A 17,499-nucleotide genomic window follows, 5' to 3' on the forward strand; every position below is an offset into this window, starting at 1 on the left:
GGGGTCTGGGTTTCGGGTTGTGGGGGGGGGGGGGGGGGGGGGGGGTGGCGCCCCAAACGCCTTTTTGGTCTTTTTTTTCTTAACCTCGGGGCCCCCCCCCGACACTGATGGGGGCGGTGTCGCGTCGGTCGGGGTGGGTTCTGTGCGGATACGTGTCGGCGTGTTGCGAAAGCCACTTTCGCAACGTTGAAGGTTGCGAAAGTGGCTTTCGCAACCCCTTCTCGGTACAGGTGACAAGGCAGGCTGCGTCCGGGGGTGCGTTTGCTCGTCCGGGCGGAAACGCTAGACCCGACAGCGCGTTTCGTTCACGGCTTCGCGATGGCGCAGAGGTGGTGCCGGTGGGCATATTCTGATGTTTGCGAATGGATTTTGACAATTCGCCGACTTCTTGAGGTGTGTCCCCAATGCCACATTGGGGGCTTTCCGGGGTCGGTGTGGGCTCGGTGACGTAGCGAGACCTGGGACACCGGAACCAGTGGGGTGACGTGAAGCCCGGCACATTTGCCATGCTCCTCAAATAGCCTGCCTTGCCACTCGCGACCCCTCCGTGAAGCTGAGCAAAGCACCTAAACCGGGCACTGCGGCCGGAAGTAGTGTCCTTTGTGGACATCAGGGATCGCGACCGGCTCAACGTTTTCGTCCGCGGATGCCTGCTGTCAGGGACCGTTGTGAATGAGCGAAGCCCACAGATCCGGGCGGTCCGGGTGTTCGGCACGCAGGTCGAGGGTGGCCTGCCGGACGGCGTGGGCGGCGGAGTCGGCGGACGGCGTTCCGTCCAGGTGCCGATAGATCTCGCGGGCGGTGGTGGCGGCGATGTCGTCGGCGATCGGCCACAGGGTGGCGATGACGTGGCGGAAGCCGGCCAGTTGGAACGCGGACGCCAGGTGCAGCGACTCGTCGGCCTGGGTGATGCCCGGGTTCGCGGTCGAGCAGGCGGACAGGTAGGCCAGTTCGGCGTCGGCCAGCCGCAGGCGGCTGATGTCGGACAGCGTCAGGATCTCGTCGTGGAGCCGGATTCCGCTGCGGGAAGGGACGAGCAGATCGGCGTCGGCGTGACAGGCGAAATGGGCCCACGTCGCTTCGCGCAGTGAGGTGAGTACGGCGTCGGCCGTGGCGTGTTCGTCGATCAGCAACGGCAGATCCGGGTGGGTGCCGTGGAGGTGTTCCGCCTCGCTGACGGTGGCGGGCAGGGGAGTCGCGCCGGGGGCGTCGCGGACGGCGACGGTCAGTTGCCGGCGTTCGGCTGATGGCGGGCGGGATCGGGCGTGGGCCAGCGTGCGCAGGGTCGCGGTGTAGGAGGAGACCACGGCGTCCAGCGCGCCCGGTTCGCCCGGATGCCCGGCGGCGTGCCACGGGAACAGGCCGAGCAGGTCGGTCGGCATCCACCACAACCGGTGCGTGCCGGGCAGCGCGGCCAGGATCGGGGCGACGGCGACGTCCCACAGCCAGCTCACGATGTCCGGGACGACCCGCCGCCGGCGCAGTACGGCGGCGAAACCGCTTTGCTGGTTGACGTCGATGAGTTGCTGGACCCGCTCGTGCAGTCCGTCGCCGCCGAGGCCGGGCAGGCGGACGAGGATCGGGTCGCCGGTGGCCGTGACGATGATCGCTTCGCCCTGGCGGAGATTCGTGTTGACCAGGACCACCGCGCCGTCGGCCGCCGCCGTCCGCAGTTCGGGGAAAGTCGGTGTGGCGAAGACGCCGACGTCGAGTTCGGCGGCCAGCAGGATGCCGCGGCCGCGCTCGGCCGCCTCGACGGCGCCCACCGGATCGTCGACGGCGCAGTGCGCGGCGATGCTTTCCCGCACCAGCCCGGTGTACTGGCCGATCCGGTATTCGCGGTCGCGCCAGTCCGCACCCGACTGCGGGAGCGACGCCAACAGTGCGGTGGCCGAGTCCAGCAGCGCCGTGGCGCGGAGGTGGTCACCGAGCACCGTCGCCACCCGGCCCGCCACGTGATATGACCGCACCTGCTGCGTCGTCGAAGCCGTGGCGGCCGATTCGACGATCACATCGATGAGGGGGTCGAGGCGATTTTCGTCCACGGGGCGGCCCGTGGTGTCGGCGAACTGGTGGTGCGCCTGGCCGAGGTTCGCGGAAACCAAGGCCAGTTCGGGATGGCCTGCCGGCAGGCACGCCAGCGCCTGCTCCTGGAACTCGATACCGCGCCGCATGTCCGCCACGTCGGCGGAATGCCGGTGCCGGAGCTGGTAGACGATGTTGAGCTCGGACAAGCAGCGGTGACGGGTGGGGTGATCGGCGGGCAGCGTGTCCAGCGCCAGATGGGCGAGTTCGATCGCCCGGTTCAGGGTCGCGATGTCGCCGTGGTGCTTGAACTGTTCCCGGTACGCCGCGGACACCATCCGGACGGTGACGATCCGGGTCGGATCGTCGGCGGGGATGGCGGCCAGCGCCCGCTCACCCAGCTCGATGGCGTGCGCCCGGTCGGCGGACGCTTCCGTGTGCTCCGCTCGGCTCCGATAGGCGACGCAGAGATTGGACAGCGACGTGATGCGGCTCGGATGACCGTCGGGCAGCAGCGCGAGTGCTTCCTCGTCCACGTCGATGGCTTGCTGGAGATCCGACAGCAGACCGGTGTCCCCGTAGAGCCGCTGCAGCGCCGGGCTGAGATTGCCCAGCGCGCTGGCCCGGTCCGGTGAACCGGCAGGGCTCGCCGCCACCGCCTGCCTGCCGTAGTCGATCGCGCGCCGCAGCTGGGCGGGCTCCCGCGTCGCCTCGTAGAGGTGGCGACAGGCCAGGTTGAGCATGGACGCCGGGGTGGCCCGGCGCGCGTCGTCGTCGGGCAGCGACGCCAAGGCCCGCTCGCCCGACTCGACGGCACGTCGTAGGTCGGCGACCTCTCCGAGCCGTTGGTACCGCTCGCGATACATCACACACAGGTCGGTCAACGGCTTGGGCAGATCCGGTGCCGCCGTGTGTGCCCTCTCCTCGAAGTCGATAGCGCGCCGCAGATCTTCGACGTCGCCCAGGCGCTCGTACCGGCGGAAGTGGATCGCGCCGACACTGGCCAGGCTGCTCGCGTGCTCCGGGTCTCCGGCGGGGATGCGGGCCAACGCCTGCTCGGCACAGTCGATCGCGGTGCTCAGGTCGCCGAGGTCACCGGTCCTGATCGATCGCTCGCAATAGGTGTCGGCGAGATTGGACAGGCTCGCCACGCGCCGCGGGTCGTCTTCGGCACACGAGTTCACCGCCGTCGTGGTCAGTTCTATCGAGCGCGTCAGATCCGGGATCGCGTCGGTTCGCCCGTACCTGGCGCGGAACACCACTCCGAGATTCGACAGGATTCCCGCGATTTCCGGATGATCCGGGGCGAGGATCCGGATCGCGCGTTCCCCGGTTTCGACGGCCCGTTCCAGATCGTCCATTCGGTGGGTACGCCGGTAGCGCCACTGGAGACCCACGATGAGCAGCGCCATCCGGCTGCCGGCGCGAGGATCGTCGGCCGCGGTCGCCGCCGACAGCAGCATGATCCCGGCGTCGAGCAACCGCGGATCGGGGGAGCGTGAGCCGGCGAGCAGCAGATCACGCCCGATCTCGGCCTGAGTGTCCGCGTCGGCCGCCGGGCCGATGAGCGCTCGCACCGGCTCGGGCAGCGCGGCCGGTTCGGCCGCGACCCGGGAGAGAAAGACCAGCGCCCTGGCCAACTCCGCGTACTTGGCGTCCGTGGTCAGAACGGAGCAACGAAAGAAATGCCACCAGCCGAGCACCTGGCACGCCCTGGCCCAGTGGTCGTCGGTGCCGGACAGCGCGAGCGGCGTCAAAGCATCCGCGTCGGCCGCGGCAGCCGTCGTGAACAACATTTCCGGCTCGCCCGATCTTTGGAAGTCGGTCAGCGACCCGGACAATCGGTTCAGCGTCTCGTAATGTGCCACCAGCCGATACCGTACCCCCGGACGCGCCGGAAAAGGGACGAAGAGGGGAAGAATCGGATGGATGACGCCGAACGGCGAGTGGTGGCCCGGTTCTGCCTCGATCTACCGGATCTGCGTGCCGAGGTCGCGCGGCTCGACGAGACGAAGCACGGGCAATTGACCCGGATAGAGCGGGCCGCGGCCGAAGGCAGGCCGATCTCCGGTCTGCTCACCCGGTATTTCGGCATCGACCCGGCCACCGGAAACCGTTCGCTGCACGGCGGATTGCCCGGCGCCGGCACCGGCCGGGCGCACGAGGAACTGTTCGGCTGCCCGCACGGCCATTGTTCGCGCGAGGAACGGCCCGTTCCCGCCGGGCCGGTGCCCCGTTGCCAGCTGACCGACTCGGCGATGAAACGTCTTCGATGAGCGACTTCTTCAAGGAACTGGCGAAGACCCTCGCACAGCGGTGGATCGGGCTGTTGTTCGTGCCCGGCGCGCTGTTCGTCGCCGTCGCGCTCGTCGGCGTCCGGCTGGGGCACGCGCACGCGCTGGACCTCTCGATGGCGTCGCAGGTGTTCACGACGGCGGCGACGTCCATCGCCGGCCGGGCGGGCACCGTGCAGGCGGTCGTGCTCGTCGCGGCCCTGCTCGCGGCGGCCGGTGTCGGTCTGCTGGTCCAGGCCATGGCGCCGGTCACCCGCACCCTGTGGCTGGGCCAGTGGCCGGGAGCGATCCTGACGGCCCGGCGGGTCCGAAGGTGGGAACGGCGCCTGCGGCAGCGGCAGGAACTGGAGGCCGCGCAGCCGTCGGAAGCCCGAAGCGCCTCGACGCAGGACAAGATCGACCGTGCCACCGCGCGGATGAACGCGGTCGCGATGGCGCGACCGGGCAGGCCGACCTGGATGGGGGACCGGATCCACGCCGTCGAGGCGATCGCGGCCGGGCGGTACGGCCTGGATCTTCCGTTCGCGTGGCCCCGGTTGTGGCTCACCATGCCGGAGACCGCGCGGGCCGAGATCTCCGCCGCCAACGGGGCGTTCGCGGCGGCGATCACGATCGCCGGCTGGGCCTGGCCGACGCTGCTGCTCGGCGCGCTGTGGTGGCCCGCCCTCGTGATGGCGGTGGTGATCGGCACGACGGGCTGGGTCCGCGGCCGGGCCGCGATCACCGATCTGACCTCGCTGGCCGAATCCGCGCTCGACCTGTACGGCTGCGCGCTGGCGACCGCCGTCGGCGTCGAGACCCGGCGCTCGACAGGGCCGATGGAGGTCGACGAGGGCGCTCAGGTGACCGCGATCTTCCGCAAGGGCCGCTGAAATGGCGGCGACAACGAGGTCCGGGCGGCTGCTCGGCGTGGGGCTCTTGGTCACTTTGACCGGCGCAGGAGGCGTGGGCAAGACACGCCTGGCCGCTCACCGAAAGCAACGCCGCGGATGTCGTCCGCCTCTGCCGACGGCTGGACGGGCTGTCGCCGGCGATCGAACTCGCGGCGGCCCGCGTCCTGTCGCCGTCGCAGATCGCGGACCGGGTCGAGTGGAATTCGGGTGTGCCGGCCACCGGTCTCCGGCTGCCTGTCGAGGGGCACCGGACGTCGCGCGCCACCATCGAATGGAGTCATTCCCTGTGTGACGAGGCCGAGTGGACCGTCTGGGCACGCTGCTCGGTGTTCGCCGGGCAGTTCGATCTGTCCGCCGCCGAGGACGTCTGCGTCCCGCTCGGAGCCGCCTCGGCCGTGCCGGACGCGGTGGACGGGCTGGTCGACAAATCGTCGTGGAAACCACCGATAACCGACCGGATCTTCTCGGCCTTCTCAAAACTATTATGCGAAGGCGAATGCGTCGGCTTGTTACTGTCATCCCGGTGACGGAATGCCACCTCGGCCGTGCGGGCTTCTCGCTTGGACGCGGCTTCGTCCGGGGGCATGCTCCGTGGGTGGGCCGCCGGGGTCCGGGGCGGCCCATGCACGGAGCATGCCCGCCGGCGCGATCGCGGCGCTAGCCACTACGCGCACTCGACTGGCCGAAAAACGAACGGTCGGCCGCCGGTGTGGCGCCTGGGGTGAGGGCCGCTGACCCGAATGCCTCGGCGATCGGGTAAAGAATGGGCGGGCGCGAATTTTCCCGCCGCCGGAAAATGCCGGGTATCGGCATCGAGATGAGCGCCTTGGTCGAAATGGAGCAATGCTCACGAGTTATAGGTCGGGGCACTGCGCAGCTGGTAATTACGGCGCACGCTGGTCCCCTTGCTGAGGTCGGCGCCGTACACGTGCAAGGTGATGGCGACGGTGTCGCCGGCGTTGCGCACCTGGTGGATGTCGTCGGGCGGCGCGACACCGCTGACCGAGCCCGCCGGGCGTTGCCGCTGGGCTGTCCGGACCAGTCTGTCGCCGTCGATGTCGAAGATGTTCTCTGTCTCGGTTCCTTGGAGGACAAGGAAAGTACACCACACCAGATGGTCGTGGATCTCGGTGAGCTGGCCGGGCCGCCAGACCAGCGCGGTGATCGAGAAGGCGGACTCGGCGTGCAGCGTGGTGCGGGTGTACCCGGCGGCGGACCCCTCTCGTTCCGCCTCGGTGAGGAGCAGCGGAGTGGGCCGGAGCTCGGTGAGAACCGACGCCACGGCCTGTGCGGTGGCGTGGGGTTCTGCGCTTCGCCCGGTGCACTGGCGAAGCCTTTTAATCAGCTCCGCGAGGCCGGGTCTGACTTCGGCGGGCGCGACGGTCATTTGTGTTCTCCTTCCGGTCGCTTCCCATCGTGGTCCGCTGTTCGCCGGGCGTCCAATGACGACGTTCTTTCGCTTTCATAGGTACTCTTTATGTATGCTGAATCTGGTCCAGCTCACGGTGTTGGCGGCTGTCGCCAGACACGGTTCGATGACCGCGGCGGCGAAGGAACTGCACTACACCCAACCGGCGGTGAGCCACCAGCTCGCGAGGTTGGAAGCCGCCACCGGCGCGAAGCTGATCCAGCGGATCGGCCGCGGTATCCGGCTCACCCCGGAAGGGAAGTTGCTCGCCGCCCGCGCGGCCGAAATCGTCGGCCGGGTCGAAGGCGCCGAGGTCGAGCTGGCCGCGCAGGTCGGGTTACGCGCCGGCCGGGTCCGGCTGGCCGGGTTCCAGTCGATCCTGAGCACCATCGTTCCCGGGGCGGCCGCCGCGCTGGCCCGCGCCCATCCCGGGATCGAATTGGGGCTGGTCGACGAACAGCCGGGCGAAGCGCTGCGCATGCTGCGGGAAGGGCAGATCGACGTCGCGTTGATCTTCCGGTACGCCGATACGCCGCGCGAGGAACAGGGGTTGCGGCTGGTCCATCTGCTCGAAGACCCGATCTATCTGATCTCCAGCGAACCGGGGCAGACCGTCGCCGATCACCGTGACTCCACCTGGATCGGCGGCTGCGGCCGATGTCAGGACGAGCTCGTCACGATCTGCGGACGAGCCGGGTTCGCCCCGCGTATTTCGCTGGTCAGCGACGACATCGTCGTCATGCAGGCGCTGGTCGCCGCCCGGATGGGCGTCACGACGCTGCCCCGGCTGGCGCTGCGCGCGCACCGGCTGCCGGGTATCCACGCCACCGAACTGGCCGAGGATCCTCGGCAGATCTACGCCGTCACGTACGGCGATCCACCGGACCCGCCCGCCGCCGCCGCGCTCATCCATGCGCTGCGGAGCAGCGTTCACGCCTGACGATTCGCCAAGACCCGCTCGACGGAAGCCCCGATCGCCAGCAGTTTCCGGTCTTCGCCGGGAGCGCCGTCGAGCGCAAACCCGGCGGGCAGGCCGTTCCGGTCGCGCCCCATCGGGACGGTCAAGCCGGGGAAGCCCGCGATGCTGCCGTGCTGGCAGTTGCGGATGAAGGTCGGGAACGTCGGGACCACGCGCCCGCGGTGGACGAAGTTCCCGACGGCAGAGAACTCCTTGGCCGTCGCCGGTGTCGTGGGGAATCCCAGGGCGTCGATGCCGTTCTCGCCGAAGATCCTCGTGTACGTGTGGCGCAGGGCCGAGCGGGTGGCGAGGGCCGCCTCGTAGACGGCCGGATCGACACCCGGCACGACCGACTCGGTGAAGATCGCGCGGACGTCGGGCGCGGCGACCTTGTGGACGAGTCGCTCGAACGACACGTCGGGCACGTACCGGTCGAGGTAGGACCGGAGCCCGGTTCCCGCCTCGTGGATCACCAGGGGCATTCCCTGATCCGCGCTGAGTTCGGCCAGCCGGGTGTCGTCGATCGGCACCAGGGTGACCCCGGCCGCGCGCAGACGGGCAAGGGCGGCCGCCCACAGTTCTTCGACTTCCTCGTCCAGATCGCCGGTCAAGAAGCCTTGCGGAACGCCCAGCCGGATCTCCGACGGCGAGATCTCGGCGAGGGCTTCCGGCTCCTCGGCCGCGAGCACCGAGTCGAGGAGCGCGAGATCGGCGACCCTGCGGGCGATCGGCCCGGCCGTGTCCCGGGTGTGGCTCAGCGGTGTCATGCCGTCGGCGGGGTAGCGGCCCGTGGTGGGCCGGAAACCGCAGACCCCGTTGAGCGCGGCGGGTACGCGCACCGACCCGCCGGTGTCGGTGCCCAGGCCCGCGGGGACGATGCCCGCCGCGACGGCGACCGCTGTCCCGCCACTGCTGCCCCCGGCGAAGCGGAACGGGTCGCAGGCGTTGCGGACCGGCCCCACCGGTGTCGTGTCGCAGGTGATGCCGAACGCGAGCTCGTGCATGGTCGCCTTGCCGAGGACGACGGCGCCCGCGTCGATCAGCCGCCGGACCACGCTCGCGTGCTCGCGGGGGACGTGGTTCGCCAGTGCCGGGGTGCCCGCTGTGTTCGGCATACCCGCGACGTGGATGTTGTCCTTGACGACCAGCGGAACGCCCGCCAGCGGTCCGGCCGGTCCCGGTGAGTGGTCCTCCGGTGCCAGGTAGGCGATGGCGTGGAGATCTTCGACTTCTTCCGCGCGTGAGCGGCTTTCCGCGGCTCTCCAAGACCCCATCACGGCCGTCAGCCTAGCGTGACAAGGACCACAGTTGTCGATAAGGACAATCATTTTCATTAAGCTCCGGCCGGACTTTCCCCGTCCACCAGAAAGGTCGACCGTTCATGAACCCCGGCCCCTCGCTGCACATCCTCACGCGTACGGACCTGCACAACCTCGAGCTCACCCCGCACGAGGCGATCACGATGGTCGAAGACGGCTATCTGGCCTACGCGTCCGGAGCGTCGCGCAACCCGGCGAAGCTGATGATGCCGATGCCGGATCCCGCGCGGGACGCCGTCGCGTACTCGATGCTCGGCTACGACGGCTCCCTCGAACAGGCCGCGTTCAAGACCAGCTACCGGCAGGGCGGCACGTCGGCCGAGAAGTACTACACGACGATCACCCTCTACGACGACACCACCGGCCTGCCGTTCGCGCTGATGGACTGCCACCGCGTCGGCGCCACCCGCACCCCCGCCAGCACCGCGCTGATCGCGCGTTCCTGCGCGCGGCCGGGCGCGCGGTCCGCGCTCATGGTCGGCACCGGCGCGCAGGGGATCCGGACGATGCCGTACCTGCTCACCGCGGTGCCGGAGCTGGACCGGCTGCGGCTGTTCGGCACGCATCCCGACGGTCTTCGCGACAGTGTCGCCGCGCTGAAGGACCGGTTCCCGGATCGGGAGGTCGAACTCGTCGACGACGTCGAGGCCGCCGCGCGCGAGTCCGACATCGTGGTCGCCGCCTCCGGCCGGGCCGCGCATCCGAAGATCCGGCTCGGTTGGCTGCCGCCGGGCGGGCTGCTGATCTCGGTCGCCAGCAAGGGAGTCCAGGAGGGCACGCTCGCCGAAGCCGACTACACCGTGGCCACCAGCGGCGCGCAGGTCGAAGTGACCGGACGGCGGATGGCGGGCCCGGACGGCGTCTTCCGTGTCGACGCCGAACTTCCCGAGATCCTCGCCGGCCGCGCGCCCGGCCGTCGCGGCGCCGAAGACCGGGTGTTCGCGTTCAGCAGCGGCATGATCATCACCGACATCCCGGTGGCGCACGCGCTGGCCGCCCGCGCCATCGCGGCGGGCCGCGGCCGCGAGGTGGCCCTGTGGACCTGATCGACACCCTGTCCCCGCCCCTGCCCGCGCTCGAACGTTCCTGGGCGCACCGGCTGCGTGGCTCGGAGACGCTGTGGGAGATCGCTCGCGGTCTCGGCGGCGGCCCGTTCCACGTGGTCCACCCGGCCTCCTTCGCCGAAAACCTCGGGGAACTGGTCGCGGCGCTCGCCGCCGAGCGCGTCGAGGGCACCGTCTACTACGGGAAGAAGGCGAACAAGGCGGCGGCGTGGCTGCGGGAATGCACCCGGCCCGGCACCGGGGTCGACGTCGCGAGCGTGCCCGAACTGGTGCACGCCCTCGGCAACGGGGTGCGCGGGGAGGCGATCGGCGTGACCGGCGCCGCCAAACCGGACGGCCTCCTCTGGCTCGCGTTGCGGCACCGGTGTCTCATCGCGGTGGACGCGGCCGACGAACTGGAACGCGTCACACGGCTGGCCGCGGAACTCGGCGAGACGGCCGAAGTGCTGCTGCGAGTGCGACCGCCGTCCGCGCCGGAGAGCAGGTTCGGCTTCGCCCGCGAAGCGCTGGCCACGGCTGTGCGGCACTGCGCGGGCCCCGTCGTCTTGCGGGGTTTCTCGTTCCACCTCGACGGCTACGACCCCGTGCCGCGGGCAGAACTCGCCGCGTCCCTGATCGAGCTGTGCCACGACGCCCGCGCGCTCGGGCATCCCGCGTCGAAGATCAGTATCGGCGGCGGGATCGCGGTGTCCTATGTGGACGCCGAGGACTGGGCGCGGTTCGAGTCCGGCAGGCACGACGGCTGGTTCCACGCCTCCCGCAACCCGGCGCGGACCTATCCGTACCACCAGACGCCGACGGGCGCGGCCATGGTCACCGCCGTCCTGCGGCACGAGATCGCCGGGAAACCGTTCGCGGAAAGCCTGCGCGAGTCCGGGATCGAGCTCCTGCTCGAACCCGGCCGCGCCCTTGTCGACGGCGCCGGGTTCTCGGTCTTCCCGGTGCTGGGCTGCAAACCCGCCGGAGACCACTTGATCACCACGGTCGCGGGCCTGTCCATGAGCCTGTCCGAACAGTGGAAGGGCAGCGAGTTCCTGCCCGATCCGGTCCTCGTGCGCCAGGACGGCCCCGGCGGGTCACCGGTGCGCACCGTCGTCGCGGGGTCCAGCTGCATGGAGTACGACGTGCTGACCTGGCGCGCGGTGGAGCTGCCCGCGCGGCCGAGGACCGGCGACCTGCTCGTGTACCCGAACACGGCCGGCTACCAGATGGACAAGAACGAGAGCGGTTTCCACCAGCTCCCGTTGCCGCCGAAGGTGGTTTTCGACGGCGACCGCTGGCACGTCGACACCGACCACCCGATCCAGGAGATCCGATGACGATCGTCCAGCGCGCGTCCGACCTGATCGGAGGCACGCCGCTGCTGGAGCTCGCGCGCACCGGGACCGGGACGCGGCTCCTGCTCAAACTCGATCACCTCAACCCGACCGGCTCGTGCAAGGTGCGCATGGCCAGGCAGATGATCGACGACGCGGAACTCGAAGGCAGGCTGCGGCCGGGCGGGCACATCGTCGAGCCGACCTCCGGCAACACAGGGAACGGGCTCGCGCTCCTCGCGCTGGAACGCGGCTACCGGTTCACCGCCGTCGTCGATCACCACGCCGCGCGCGACAAGCTCCGGATGCTGCGCGCGCTGGGCGCGGAACTGGTGTTCGTCGACTGCCCGCCGGGCGGCGGGGTCAGCTCGGTCCAGCGGCGGCGGGTCGCGGCCCGGATCGCCGCCGAAACCGGGGCCTACCATCCGGATCAGCACAACCATCCCGGCAACGGCAACGGATACGCCGGGCTGGCGCGGGAACTGGTGCGGCAGCTCGGCGCCGTCGACGTGCTCGTCGCGGCGATCGGCACCGGCGGCTCCCTGTGCGGGACGGCCCGCGCCCTGCGCGAGGCGGGAGCGGGCACCCACGCGGTGGCCGTCGAACCGGTCGGCTCGATCATTTTCGGTGGCGCGCCGGGGATCTACCACCAGACCGGGGCGGGCAGCCCCGCCGGATTCCCGGTCGGGGACAACGTGGACCGGTCGGTGATCGGCGAAGCCTGCCGCGTCTCCGACAGCGACGCCTTCGCCGGGGCCCGGGTCGTCGCCCGGCGCACCGGCGTGCTGGTCGGCGGGACCACCGGCGGCGCGATCCACGTCGCGCTGCGGCGGCTTTACGCGTATCCGGCCGGAAGCGTCGTCGTGGTGCTGTGCAACGACGCCGGGGAGAAGTACCTCGACTCGGTCTACGACGACGAGTGGCTGCGCGCCAGGGGAGTGCTCGACGAGCTCGCCCACCGCCGCATGGATCGCTGGTTCACCACCTACGCCGAGTCCGTGCGGGTGGCCACGCGTGACCGGGCGGCCCCGGTGGCGGTGGGCGCGTGAGCACGGCGGTGGCGACGCGCGGCTACCGGGCGCTCGTCGCGCTGGCCGCGCCGATCGCGGGGATCCAGCTGGCGCAGGTGGCGCTCACCAGCGTCGACTTGGCCATGCTCGGCCTGCTCGGGGTGACCGCGGTGGCGGCGGGCGGCCTGGCGATCCTGCTCTACAACCAGATCCGCACCATGTGCGTCGGCATGGTCACCGGCGTCGGGAACCTCGTGGCCACGGCGGCCGGGGCGGGGGAACTCCGCACCCGGACGGACGAACTCGACGAGCGCGCGCGGCACGAGATCCGGTCGCTCCTGCGGTCGGCACTGCTGGTCGCGACCCTGACAGCGGTGCTCGGCGCGGCTGTCCTTTGTGGACTCGCGGCCGCGTTGCCGTTGCTGGGCCAGAAGCCGGAGATCGTCTCGCTCGCCAGTGCGATGATGTTCGCGCTGGCGGGCGGGCTGCTCCCCATGGTGTGGCTGAACGTGCTGCGGCAGTTCGCCGTCGGGCTGCGGCGTCCGGGATCCCTCCTCGGCGTGACCTGTGTTTCGATCGCGGTCAACGCCGCCCTCAACGCGGCCTTCGTCTACGGCTGGGCGGGCCTGCCCGAACTCGGCGTCACCGGGATCGGCCTGGCGACGACGCTGGTCCAGTTCTTCACCCTCGCCGTGTTCGCCTCGGCCGTCCGCCGGGACCCGCGGCTGCGCCCGATGGTGTCGCTCGCGCTCTGGCGCGCGGATCCCGCGGTGGTCCGGCGGATCGTCCGGCACGGGACCCCGATCTGTTTCACCTACGGCTCGGAAGCCGCCATCACCTCGATCGCGACGATGCTGATGGGCGCCTTCGGCCCGGCTATGCTCGCCGCGTCGAACGTCGTGAACCAGCTCGCCTACATCGTCTACCAGGCCAATATCGGGCTGTCGCAGGGATCGTCCATTTTGGTCAGTCGCGCGGTCGCCCACGGCGAGCACCGGCGGGTTCCGGAGATTGCTCGTCAGGCGCTCACGCTCTCGTGGTCGTTCATGGCCGTGGTGAGCCTGGGATATCTCGTGGTGCCTCAGCTCCTGGTGTGGCCGTTCCTGCACGACGACGCCGACGCGGTGGTGCTGGGAACCGCGTCGACCCTGCTGGTGTTCGCCATCGCGCAGCAGTACGCCAAGGGGACGCAGAACATTCTCGTCGGACTGCTGCGCGGGCTCGGCGACACCGCTTCCGGGCTCCGGTGCACGCTCGTCGGGTACTGGGCTGTCGGCGTGCCTGCCATGCTCCTGTTCGCCTCCGTGTTCGCTTGGGGCGGCTGGGGAGTCTGGGCCGGTCTGTGTCTCGGTTTCGCGGCGACGGCGGCGCTGCTCGGACGGCGTTTCGCCGGCTACGGGACGGGTTCGGCGCGATAGCGGTCGATCCGGTCGAGCAGCTCGCGTGAGCCGGAATCGGTCGTGCGCGCACGCAGCAGCGCCGCCAGCGGGGCCAGCCGGTCCTTCGTCCGGGTGGAGCCGAGGCCTCGCGCCAGGTCCACGGCCTCGGTGCCGGTGCGGACGGCCTCGTCGAAATCGCCTTGAAGCGCGTGGTTCTGGGCGAGCATGCTCAAGGTGAGCGCCAGGCTGCGGGACATTTCCGCGCCGTAGCGGCCGGTGGCGTCGCGAAGCCGGGCGATCGCCTCGTCGCTGTGCCGGGGCGTGACCGTCTGGGCCAGTTCGGTCAGGACGGTACCGCGCATCGCGGCCATGTCCGTGGTGCCGAAGAAGGCTTCCCAGGGGCGGGCGGGCGCCCAGGTGTCCGCCCGCTCGAACTGGTTCTCCGCCCGCGCGAGGCTCACCAGGGCGGCACGCTCGTCACCGGCTTTGGCCAGTGCCCAGGCTTCGTTGACCGCCAGGATCGCCTGCGCCCGCCGCGAACCGGACCGGTGGGCGGCGGCCCACCCCCGGCGGAGGTGACTCAGCCCGCCCTCGACGTCGTGATGGTGCAGGGCCAGCCTGGCGAGGCGATAACAGATATTGGCGACGAGATTGTCGTTTCCGGCCTCGCCGGCGAGATCGAGCGCGCGGTCGAACCGGATCGCCGCCGGTATCCGGCGGCCGATGTCGAATTCGGTCCAACCGAGCAGATTGTGCAGATCGGCGAGAACGGTCAACAGGCGCGAACGGAGCGCGCCGGGGACCGCGCCCCAATGGAGCAGTCGGCTCACCGTTTTCACGACGTGCACCGCGTCCCGGCTGAAGGCACCGCCTTGCCGGTAGTCCAGCGCGCGTAGCACGTCGACCGCGCTTTCGAGGCACTCGACGTCGGTGGTCTCGATGCGGTCCGGCGGTTTGCCGTTGCCGTTCTTCGTCATGAATCCACCCCGTGAGTCATGCCCCGATGATTGTTTACCCGAAGGTGATTGTTTTCAAACAATCGCGGGGCGGGGCGGGGGCGACTGCGGGCTGTGATTTGACCGAGTCCAGACACGCTCCTATCGTTTTCGGTGATGTCCGACTTCGAGGCACAACTGCGTGCGGTCTCGTTGCGCGTGACCCGGCCTCGGCTGGCCGTGCTCGCGGCGCTGCGAGACCATCCGCACGTCGACACCGAAACGGTGATCGCGCTGGTGCGGGCCGACCTTCCCACGGTCTCCCACCAGGCGGTCTACGACGTGCTGCGGGCGCTCACCGAAACCGGTCTGATCCGGCGTATCCAGCCCGCCGGGGCGCTCGCCCGCTACGAGACCCGGGTGGGGGACAACCACCACCATGTCGTGTGCCGTTCCTGCGGCGCGATCGCGGACGTCGACTGCGCCGTCGGCCATGCCCCCTGTCTCACCGCCGCCGTCGACCACGGGTTCGTGATCGACGAGGCGGAGGTCGTCTACTGGGGCGTCTGCCCCGGCTGCGCGGCCGAACCCGTCCAGCGATGATTCGCCTGCTCGGAAGGAAGAAAATGAGTGACACCCCGGAGAAGGGCTGCCCGGTGGCCCAGGACTCCGTGACCGCGCACGGAAGCGAGAGCGAGAACCCGGCGATCGACGCGCCGAAGCCGAAGCCGGGCGCCCGCCCGCGTACCAACCAGGACTGGTGGCCCAACCGGCTCGACCTCTCGGTGCTGCACGTCCACTCGTCGAAGGCCAACCCGCTCGGCGAGGACTTCAGCTACGCCAAGGAGTTCGCCAAGCTCGACGTCGAGGCCCTCAAACGTGACATCACCGGGGTGCTCACCACCTCGCAGGACTGGTGGCCCGCGGACTTCGGCCACTACGGCGGCCTGATGATCCGGATGAGCTGGCACGCCGCGGGCACGTACCGCATCCACGACGGCCGCGGCGGCGCCGGTGACGGTGGGCAGCGGTTCGCCCCGCTCAACAGCTGGCCGGACAACGCCAACCTCGACAAGGCGCGGCGCCTGCTGTGGCCGGTCAAGGAGAAGTACGGCCAGCAGGTCTCGTGGGCCGACTTGATCGTGCTCGCGGGAAACGTCGCGCTGGAGTCGATGGGCTTCGAGACGTTCGGTTTCGGCTTCGGCCGCGTGGACACCTGGGAGCCCGAGGAGATCTCCTGGGGGCCGGAAGACACCTGGCTGGGTGAAGATCGCTACGCCACCGACACCGAGATGGTGCCCGAGGTCGGCGCGACCGAGATGGGGCTCATCTACGTCAATCCGGAGGGGCCTCGCGGTAACGCGGATCCGGCCGCGGCGGCACACTTCATCCGCGAGACCTTCGCCCGGATGGCGATGAACGACGAGGAGACCGTCGCGCTCATCGCGGGCGGCCACACCTTCGGCAAGACCCACGGCGCGGGCGACGCCGACGCGCACGTGGGCCCGGAGCCCGAAGGCGCCCCGATCGAGGCGCAGGGCCTCGGCTGGCTGAGCAGCCATGGCAGCGGCAAGGGCGCCGACACGATCACCAGCGGTCTCGAAGTGACCTGGACCGACGTGCCGACGCAGTGGAGCAACCGGTTCTTCGAGATCCTCTTCGGCTACGAGTGGGAACTCACCACGAGCCCCGGCGGTGCCAAGCAGTACGTCGCCAAGGACGCCGAGGCGATCATCCCGGACGCGCACGACCCGGCGAAGAAGCACAAGCCGACCATGCTCACGACGGATCTGGCGCTGCGCGTCGACCCGGCGTACGAGAGGATCTCGCGCCGCTTCCTGGAGCACCCGGACGAGTTCGCACTGGCGTTCGCCAAGGCCTGGTACAAGCTGCTGCACCGCGACATGGGCCCGGTCAGCCGCTTCCTGGGGCCGTGGGTGCCCGAACCGCAGCTGTGGCAGGACCCGGTACCGGACGTCGACCACGACCTGGTGGGCGACGCCGACATCGCCGCGCTCAAGGCGAAGGTGCTCGAATCGGGTCTCACGGTCGCCCAGCTGGTCGGCACCGCGTGGGCGGCCGCGGCGAGCTTCCGCTCCACCGACAAACGCGGTGGCGCCAACGGTGCCCGGATCCGCCTGGAACCCCAGCGTGGCTGGGAGGTCAACGAACCCGAGCGGCTCGCGACCGTCCTGGGGACCCTGGAAGGCATCCAGCGCGAGTTCAACGACGCCGGCGGCGCCAAGATCTCGCTGGCCGACCTGATCGTGCTGGCGGGCTCGGCCGCCGTCGAGAAGGCGGCGCGCGACGCGGGCACCGAGGTGACCGTGCCGTTCCACCCGGGTCGCACCGACGCCGCGCAGGAGGAGACCGACGTCGAATCGTTCGCACTGCTCGAACCGCGCGCCGACGGGTTCCGCAACTACCTGCGTGCCGGCGAGAAACTGCAGCCGGAGACCCTGCTCGTCGAGCGCGCCTACATGCTCGACCTGACCGCGCCGGAGATGACCGTCCTCGCCGGCGGTCTGCGCTCCCTCGGGATCAACCACGGCGACACGCGGCACGGCGTCCTTACCGACCGGCCCGGCGTGCTCACCAACGACTTCTTCACCAACCTGCTCTCACCGGGCACCCGGTGGAAGGCGTCGGAGACCGAGGAGAACGTGTACGAGATCCGGGACGTGGCCACGGACAAGGTGAAGTGGACCGCCACCGCGGTCGACCTCGTCTTCGGCTCCCACTCGCAGCTGCGGGCGCTGTCCGAGGTCTACGCGGGCCAGAGCGCGCGCGAACGGTTCGCCGCAGACTTCGCCGCGGCCTGGGCGAAGGTCATGGAACTGGACCGGTTCGACCTAGCCTGACCGCCGCTGATGCGCGTGAAGGGGGCCTTCACGCGCA

14 protein-coding genes are annotated in these 17,499 nt (G+C 70.1%); 10 read left to right on the forward strand and 4 right to left on the reverse strand.

Annotation, left to right across the window (positions count from 1 at the left end; translation table 11 throughout):
* Positions 1 to 656 precede the first annotated feature (656 nt).
* A complete protein-coding gene (locus ACZ6YV_RS29540; protein WP_465512708.1) occupies positions 657 to 3,893 on the reverse strand; it encodes a CHAT domain-containing protein in 3,237 nt (1,078 codons plus the stop codon).
* A gap of 57 nt (positions 3,894 to 3,950) precedes the next feature.
* Between ACZ6YV_RS29540 and ACZ6YV_RS29545 the strand changes: the two genes are divergently transcribed.
* The 3 genes from ACZ6YV_RS29545 to ACZ6YV_RS29555 all read left to right on the forward strand — a co-directional run bounded on the left by ACZ6YV_RS29545 (position 3,951) and on the right by ACZ6YV_RS29555 (position 5,739).
* Complete coding sequence (locus ACZ6YV_RS29545) at positions 3,951 to 4,301, forward strand: hypothetical protein (protein ID WP_465512709.1); 351 nt, start codon at positions 3,951 to 3,953, stop codon at positions 4,299 to 4,301.
* Positions 4,298 to 5,191: a hypothetical protein gene (locus ACZ6YV_RS29550; RefSeq protein WP_465512710.1), complete on the forward strand. Its 894-nt coding sequence runs from the start codon at positions 4,298 to 4,300 to the stop codon at positions 5,189 to 5,191. Before ACZ6YV_RS29545 ends, ACZ6YV_RS29550 begins: the two co-directional genes overlap by 4 nt.
* A 230-nt stretch (positions 5,192 to 5,421) precedes the next feature.
* On the forward strand, positions 5,422 to 5,739 hold the full coding sequence (locus tag ACZ6YV_RS29555) for a hypothetical protein (protein ID WP_465512711.1): 318 nt from the start codon (positions 5,422 to 5,424) through the stop codon (positions 5,737 to 5,739).
* Between the two features lie 320 nt (positions 5,740 to 6,059).
* On the opposite strand, the gene ACZ6YV_RS29560 is transcribed toward ACZ6YV_RS29555, so the two are convergent.
* Entirely contained in the window at positions 6,060 to 6,599 is a 540-nt protein-coding gene (locus tag ACZ6YV_RS29560; protein WP_465512712.1) for a cysteine dioxygenase family protein, read from the reverse strand.
* A 94-nt stretch (positions 6,600 to 6,693) separates the two neighbouring features.
* Between ACZ6YV_RS29560 and ACZ6YV_RS29565 the strand changes: the two genes are divergently transcribed.
* A complete protein-coding gene (locus tag ACZ6YV_RS29565; protein WP_465512713.1) occupies positions 6,694 to 7,560 on the forward strand; it encodes a LysR family transcriptional regulator in 867 nt (288 codons plus the stop codon).
* Here ACZ6YV_RS29565 and ACZ6YV_RS29570 read toward each other — a convergent pair.
* Entirely contained in the window at positions 7,551 to 8,852 is a 1,302-nt protein-coding gene (locus ACZ6YV_RS29570) for an amidase family protein (protein WP_465512714.1), read from the reverse strand. The two genes, ACZ6YV_RS29565 and ACZ6YV_RS29570, sit on opposite strands and share 10 nt — an antisense overlap.
* Positions 8,853 to 8,959: 107 nt before the next feature.
* Here ACZ6YV_RS29570 and ACZ6YV_RS29575 point away from each other — a divergent pair, with 107 nt between their 5' ends.
* The 4 genes from ACZ6YV_RS29575 to ACZ6YV_RS29590 are packed head-to-tail and all read left to right on the forward strand — an operon-like array spanning position 8,960 to position 13,705.
* A complete protein-coding gene (locus ACZ6YV_RS29575; RefSeq protein WP_465512715.1) occupies positions 8,960 to 9,943 on the forward strand; it encodes an ornithine cyclodeaminase in 984 nt (327 codons plus the stop codon).
* Positions 9,934 to 11,280 carry a type III PLP-dependent enzyme domain-containing protein gene (locus ACZ6YV_RS29580; RefSeq protein ID WP_465512716.1) on the forward strand — a complete coding sequence of 449 codons (1,347 nt, stop codon included), beginning with the start codon at positions 9,934 to 9,936 and terminating at the stop codon, positions 11,278 to 11,280. Before ACZ6YV_RS29575 ends, ACZ6YV_RS29580 begins: the two co-directional genes overlap by 10 nt.
* Complete coding sequence (locus ACZ6YV_RS29585; RefSeq protein ID WP_465512717.1) at positions 11,277 to 12,326, forward strand: PLP-dependent cysteine synthase family protein; 1,050 nt, start codon at positions 11,277 to 11,279, stop codon at positions 12,324 to 12,326. The genes ACZ6YV_RS29580 and ACZ6YV_RS29585 overlap by 4 nt, the downstream gene beginning before the upstream one ends.
* Positions 12,323 to 13,705, forward strand: a complete 1,383-nt coding sequence (locus tag ACZ6YV_RS29590) for an MATE family efflux transporter (protein WP_465512718.1) — start codon at positions 12,323 to 12,325, stop codon at positions 13,703 to 13,705. Before ACZ6YV_RS29585 ends, ACZ6YV_RS29590 begins: the two co-directional genes overlap by 4 nt.
* Here the strand turns inward: ACZ6YV_RS29590 and ACZ6YV_RS29595 are convergent.
* On the reverse strand, positions 13,681 to 14,643 hold the full coding sequence (locus ACZ6YV_RS29595) for a hypothetical protein (RefSeq protein ID WP_465512719.1): 963 nt from the start codon (positions 14,641 to 14,643) through the stop codon (positions 13,681 to 13,683). The two genes, ACZ6YV_RS29590 and ACZ6YV_RS29595, sit on opposite strands and share 25 nt — an antisense overlap.
* Positions 14,644 to 14,778: 135 nt before the next feature.
* On the opposite strand from ACZ6YV_RS29595, the gene ACZ6YV_RS29600 reads away from it, so the two are divergent.
* Positions 14,779 to 15,204 carry a Fur family transcriptional regulator gene (locus ACZ6YV_RS29600; protein WP_465512720.1) on the forward strand — a complete coding sequence of 142 codons (426 nt, stop codon included), beginning with the start codon at positions 14,779 to 14,781 and terminating at the stop codon, positions 15,202 to 15,204.
* A 23-nt stretch (positions 15,205 to 15,227) separates the two neighbouring features.
* Complete coding sequence (gene katG / locus ACZ6YV_RS29605; protein ID WP_465512721.1) at positions 15,228 to 17,462, forward strand: catalase/peroxidase HPI; 2,235 nt, start codon at positions 15,228 to 15,230, stop codon at positions 17,460 to 17,462.
* Positions 17,463 to 17,499 lie beyond the last annotated feature (37 nt).

It is taken from the genome of Amycolatopsis sp. NPDC102522, from assembly GCF_055584485.1.

What these genes read in the sequence shown, in the direction of transcription:
- ACZ6YV_RS29545 (WP_465512709.1), top strand. Translation starts at nt 3,951, where the DNA reads ATGGATGACGCCGAACGGCGAGTGGTGGCCCGGTTCTGCCTCGATCTA.
- ACZ6YV_RS29550 (WP_465512710.1), top strand. Translation starts at nt 4,298, where the DNA reads ATGAGCGACTTCTTCAAGGAACTGGCGAAGACCCTCGCACAGCGGTGG.
- ACZ6YV_RS29560 (WP_465512712.1), bottom strand. Translation starts at nt 6,599, where the DNA reads ATGACCGTCGCGCCCGCCGAAGTCAGACCCGGCCTCGCGGAGCTGATT.
- ACZ6YV_RS29565 (WP_465512713.1), top strand. Translation starts at nt 6,694, where the DNA reads ATGCTGAATCTGGTCCAGCTCACGGTGTTGGCGGCTGTCGCCAGACAC.
- ACZ6YV_RS29570 (WP_465512714.1), bottom strand. Translation starts at nt 8,852, where the DNA reads ATGGGGTCTTGGAGAGCCGCGGAAAGCCGCTCACGCGCGGAAGAAGTC.
- ACZ6YV_RS29575 (WP_465512715.1), top strand. Translation starts at nt 8,960, where the DNA reads ATGAACCCCGGCCCCTCGCTGCACATCCTCACGCGTACGGACCTGCAC.
- ACZ6YV_RS29585 (WP_465512717.1), top strand. Translation starts at nt 11,277, where the DNA reads ATGACGATCGTCCAGCGCGCGTCCGACCTGATCGGAGGCACGCCGCTG.
- ACZ6YV_RS29595 (WP_465512719.1), bottom strand. Translation starts at nt 14,643, where the DNA reads ATGACGAAGAACGGCAACGGCAAACCGCCGGACCGCATCGAGACCACC.
- ACZ6YV_RS29600 (WP_465512720.1), top strand. Translation starts at nt 14,779, where the DNA reads ATGTCCGACTTCGAGGCACAACTGCGTGCGGTCTCGTTGCGCGTGACC.
- katG (WP_465512721.1), top strand. Translation starts at nt 15,228, where the DNA reads ATGAGTGACACCCCGGAGAAGGGCTGCCCGGTGGCCCAGGACTCCGTG.